This window comes from Pseudomonas machongensis, assembly GCF_034961125.1.
Classification (GTDB): domain Bacteria; phylum Pseudomonadota; class Gammaproteobacteria; order Pseudomonadales; family Pseudomonadaceae; genus Aquipseudomonas; species Aquipseudomonas machongensis.
In genome coordinates this window covers 21,966-27,011 of sequence record NZ_JAYFUI010000100.1, presented here as the reverse complement: position 1 = coordinate 27,011, position 5,046 = coordinate 21,966, and the positions used below count along the sequence as shown (strand labels likewise).

General features: G+C 63.6%; 4 protein-coding genes. 2 read left to right on the top strand and 2 right to left on the bottom strand.

Going from position 1 to position 5,046, the window contains the following annotated elements; translation table 11 throughout:
- A partial coding sequence (locus tag VA602_RS11075) for a c-type cytochrome (RefSeq protein ID WP_323453230.1) occupies nucleotides 1-195 on the top strand: 195 nt, incomplete at its 5' end.
- A 290-nt stretch (nucleotides 196-485) separates the two neighbouring features.
- Nucleotides 486-2,348, top strand: a complete 1,863-nt coding sequence (locus tag VA602_RS11070) for an acetyl-CoA hydrolase/transferase C-terminal domain-containing protein (RefSeq protein ID WP_323453229.1) — start codon at nucleotides 486-488, stop codon at nucleotides 2,346-2,348.
- A gap of 66 nt (nucleotides 2,349-2,414) precedes the next feature.
- On the opposite strand, the gene VA602_RS11065 is transcribed toward VA602_RS11070, so the two are convergent.
- Nucleotides 2,415-2,987, bottom strand: a complete 573-nt coding sequence (locus VA602_RS11065; protein WP_011536381.1) for a xanthine phosphoribosyltransferase — start codon at nucleotides 2,985-2,987, stop codon at nucleotides 2,415-2,417.
- A gap of 73 nt (nucleotides 2,988-3,060) precedes the next feature.
- The coding region (gene rep, locus VA602_RS11060; protein ID WP_323453228.1) for a DNA helicase Rep at nucleotides 3,061-5,046 on the bottom strand (1,986 nt) is incomplete at its 5' end.

Here is a 5,046-nt window from a genome sequence, read left to right as displayed (position 1 = left end):
GGCACGGGCCTGCTGAATGCGCCGAAGATCGGCGACACGGCGGCCTGGAAAGAGCGCGCCGATCACCAGGGCGGCCTCGACGGGATTCTGGCCAAGGCCATCACCGGCATCAACGCCATGCCGCCCAAGGGCACCTGCGCCGACTGCTCGGATGAGGAGCTCAAGGGTGCGATCAAGAAGATGTCCGGGCTGTAGACCGGACTGGATTTGCATAAAGCCCGCCATTGATGGCGGGCTTTTGCATTTATGGGTAGGTGCCGGTCCCGGGAAAAGGTCGGCCCGGTCAGCCAATCAGCTAGGGTAATGGTCACAACCTATAGGAGCGGGCTTGCCCGCGAAAGGGCCGGCCTGTTCAGCAAATCAGCCAGGGCAATGGTCACAACCTGTAGGAGCGGGCTTGCCCGCGAAAGGGCCGGTCTGGTCAGCAAATCAGCCAGGGTAATGGTCACAGCCTGCAAGCCCCCACAAAGCCACAGGAGCCCCCGATGCCCCACCGCTGCTCGATCGACCAGGCCGTCGACCAGGTCCTGGCCCGCCTCCCGGCGCATATCCACATGGGCCTGCCCCTGGGCCTGGGCAAACCCAATGCCTTCGTCAACGCACTCTATGCCCGCATCCGCAGCCTGCCCGAGCGGCGCCTGACAATCTACACCGCCCTCAGCCTGGGCCGACCGCCGCTAGGTGACGGCCTGCAGCGGCGCTTCCTCGAACCCTTCGTCGAGCGCGTCTTCGCCGATTACGAAGAGCTCGACTACCTCGCCGACCTGCGCAACGACACCCTCCCGGCCAACATCCGTGTCGAACAGTTCTTCATGCAGCCCGGTTCGCTGCTGCACAGCGAGACCGCCCAGCAGGACTACGTCAGTAGCAACTACAGCCACGCTGCGCGCGATATCAACGCCAAGGGCTTGAACCTCATCGCCCAGATCGTTGCCGCCACGCCCGAGCGTCCGGATCACCTGAGCCTGGCCTGCAATCCCGACATTACCCTCGACCTGCTGCCGATGATCGCCAAGCGCCGTGCCGCAGGCGAAACCATCCTCATGCTCGGCCAGGTGCATGCCGAGCTGCCCTACATGCCGGGTGACGCCGAACTGCCTGCACAGGATTTCGACCTGCTGATCGATACCCCCGAGCAGCGTCGACTGTTCTGCACCCCGAACATGCCGGTCACCCTCCAGGACCACTGCATCGGCCTGTACGCCAGCACCCTGGTGCGTGATGGCGGCACCCTGCAGATCGGCATCGGCGCCATGGGCGATGCCGTGGCCGCAGCGCTGCTCGCGCGCCAGGACGACAACGACGCCTACCGCGCGCTGCTCGAAGACCTGGACCTGAACCCCTGGAAAACGCTGATCGAGCGTGAAGGTGGTATGGATGCCTTTGCCCAGGGGCTCTACGGCTGCAGCGAGATGTTCGTCAACGGCCTGCTGGCCCTGGCCGAAGCAGGCGTGGTGCGGCGCCCGGCCGACGAGCAGGGCGTGCTGGTGCATGGCGGGTTCTTTCTCGGCACCGCGGATTTCTACCAGCGCTTGCGGCAGATGCCTCTCGAGCAGCGCAAACGCTTCGCCATGACCGCCATCAGCTTCATTAACGAGCTGTATGGCGACGAAGCACTCAAGCGTCGCCAGCGCCGCGATGCGCGCTTCGTCAACACGGTGTTTGGCATGACCCTGCTCGGTGCCGGGGTGGCCGATCAGCTGGAAGATGGCCGGGTGCTCAGCGGTGTGGGCGGGCAGTACAACTTCGTCGCCCAGGGCCATGCACTGGAGGGCGGGCGCTCGATCCTGCTGCTGCGTAGCTGGCGCGAGGCGGGTGGCGAGGTGACGTCGAATGTGTTCTGGCAGTACGGCCATTGCACCATTCCCCGGCACCTGCGTGACATCGTGATCACCGAATACGGCATCGCCGACCTGCGTGGGCAGACCGACAGCGAGGTGATCGCACGGTTGCTGGCAATCAGTGACTCACGTTTTCAGAAACCTTTGATGGAGCAGGCCAAGAAGGCCGGCAAGCTGGCGCGGGACTTCGAGCTATCGGCACGCTTCACCGACAACACGCCCGAGCGCCTGGAAGCGATCAGGGCGCGGCATGCGGGGTTGTTCCCCGAGTACCCGCTGGGCAGCGACTTCACGCCTGAGGAGCAGGACCTGCTGCGGGCTCTGAACTGGCTCAAGAGCAAGTTCAAGCTGAGCGAGGTGCTGGAGCTGGGGAAGGCGGCGCTGGATGCGCCAGAACCTCAGGCCTATACGGCGCATCTGGTGCGGATGGGGCTGAGTGAACCGCAGGGGCTGAAGGAGGAGCTGTACCAGCGGTTGCTGCTGGCGGGGTTGCAGGCTGCAAAATAAACGCTCGGACATGCTGGCCCCTGTGGGAGCGGGTAAACCCGCTCCCACAGAGCTCGCGTAGCGGCCTTATTCGATGAAGGTCACGACCCCACCTTCCAGCGACTTCACCCGAGCCAGCGATTCGACGCGATAGCCTTGGCTGTCCAGCTCGGCGCGGCCGCCCTGGAACGACTTCTCGATGACGATCCCCAGGCCCGCCACGGTGGCGCCGGCCTGCTTGATGATCGAAATCAGCGCCTGGGAAGCCTTGCCGTTGGCCAGGAAGTCATCGATCACCAGCACGCGATCACTGCTGTTGAGGTGACGCGGCGAGATGGCCACGGTGTTCTCGGTCTGCTTGGTGAAGGAATACACCGAAGCGGTCAGCAGGTTCTCGGTCAGGGTCAGCGACTGATGCTTGCGGGCGAAGATCACCGGCACGCCCAGCTTCAGGCCGGTCATCACCGCCGGGGCGATGCCCGACGCTTCGATGGTGACGATCTTGGTCACGCCCGAGTCTGCGAACAGGCGGGCGAACTCGTCACCGATCAGTTGCATCAGCGCAGGGTCGATCTGGTGGTTGAGAAACGCGTCGACTTTGAGAACCTGATCGGAAAGCACGATGCCTTCTTCGCGAATCTTCTGCTGCAGTGCTTCCACTGTGTATTCCTCGATGTAGCAAAGGTGGCCGCATCCAGAAGGTCGCGGCAAAGGTTTAAAGAGTAATGGTTGGTCAGCGTTTGAGCATGGCCCGGATGTCGGCCAGCGCGTTATTGCCTCGCGCCGCCTTCACCTCCACAGGCGCATCCTCCAGGCCTTCCCAGGCCAGGTCGTCCGGCGGCAGTTCATCCAGGAACCGGCTGGGCGTGCAGTCGATGATCTCGCCGTACTGCTTGCGCTTGGCGGCGAAGGTGAAGGCCAGGGTCTGACGGGCGCGGGTGATGCCCACGTAGGCCAGGCGGCGTTCTTCCTCGATGGTGTCGGCTTCGATGCTCGAGCGGTGGGGGAGGATTTCCTCCTCCATGCCCATGATGAATACGTAGGGGAACTCCAGGCCCTTGGAGGCGTGCAGGGTCATCATCTGCACACCCTCGGCGTTTTCTTCCTCTTCCTGCTGGCGCTCGAGCATGTCGCGCAGCACCAGCTTGCCGATGGCGTCCTCGATGGTCATGTCACCCTCTTCGTCCTTCTCGAGGGTGTTCTTCAGCGCATCGATCAGGAACCAGACGTTGCCGATGCGGAAATCCGCCGCCTTGTCGCTGGCGGTGTTCTGGCGGATCCAGTTTTCGTAGTCGATGTCCTTGACCATCTCGTGCAGCGCAGCGATCGGGTCTTCCAGGGCAACCTTGTGGCGCACGCCGTCGAGCCAGTGTTTGAAGCGCTGCAGGCGCTCGGTGTAGCGCGCATCGAGGTGCTCGCCCAGGCCCAGCTCCTCGCTTGCCGCGTACATCGACACACCGCGCTCGGTGGCGTAGTTGCCGAGCTTTTCGAGCGTGGTCGAGCCGATCTCGCGGCGCGGCACGTTGATCACCCGCAGGTAGGCGTTGTCGTCGTCCGGGTTGACCAGCAGGCGCAGGTAGGCCATGAGGTCTTTGACCTCCTGGCGACCGAAGAAGCTGTTGCCGCCCGAGAGGCGATAGGGCACCTGGTGGTGCTGCAGCTTCAACTCGATCAGCTTGGCCTGGTAGTTGCCGCGGTAGAGGATGGCGAAGTCGCTGTACGGGCGGTTGGTGCGCAGGTGCAAGGTGAGGATTTCCATGGCCACGCGCTCGGCCTCGGCTTCCTCGTTCTTGCAGCGGATCACGCGGATTTCGTCGCCCACGCCCATCTCGCTCCACAGCTGCTTCTCGAAGTCGTGGGGGTTGTTGGCGATCAGCACGTTGGCGCAGCGCAGGATGCGGCTGGTGGAGCGGTAGTTCTGCTCGAGCATCACCACTTTCAGGGAGGGATAATCCTCCTTGAGCAGCATCAGGTTTTCCGGGCGCGCGCCACGCCAGGCGTATATCGACTGGTCGTCGTCGCCCACCACGGTGAACTGGTTGCGCATGCCGATGAGCATCTTCACCAGCAGGTACTGGCTGGCGTTGGTGTCCTGGTATTCGTCGACCAGCAGGTAGCGCACGCGGTTCTGCCAGCGTTCCAGCACGTCGGTGTGCTCCTGGAACAGCTTGACCGGCAGCAGGATCAGGTCGTCGAAGTCCACCGCGTTGTAGGCCTTGAGCGTGCGCTGGTAGTGGGTGTAGACGATGGCGGCGGTCTGCTCGCGTGGGTTACGCGCTTTTTCCAGGGCTTCGGCGGGCAGGATCAGGTCGTTCTTCCACGAGCCGATCATGTTCTTGATCTCGTCCAGCCCGTCGTCGCCGGAATATTCCTTCTGCATGATGTCCGACAGCAGCGCCTTGATGTCGGACTCGTCGAAGATCGAGAAGCCCGGCTTGTAGCCCAGGCGCTGGTGTTCCCGGCGGATGATGTTCAGGCCCAGGTTGTGGAAGGTGCACACCGTCAGGCCCCGGCCTTCGCCCGGGCGCAGCAGGGTGCCGACCCGCTCCTTCATCTCGCGCGCGGCCTTGTTGGTGAAGGTCATGGCGACGATGTACTGGGCACGGATGCCGCAGTTCTGGATGAGGTGGGCAATCTTGCGCGTGATCACGCTGGTCTTGCCGGAGCCTGCACCGGCGAGCACCAATAGAGGGCCGCCGACGTAGTCTCGGGCTTCCTG

Coding starts and splice junctions, on each gene's coding strand:
- VA602_RS11070 (WP_323453229.1), top strand. CDS start 486: ATGCCCCACCGCTGCTCGATCGACCAGGCCGTCGACCAGGTCCTGGCC.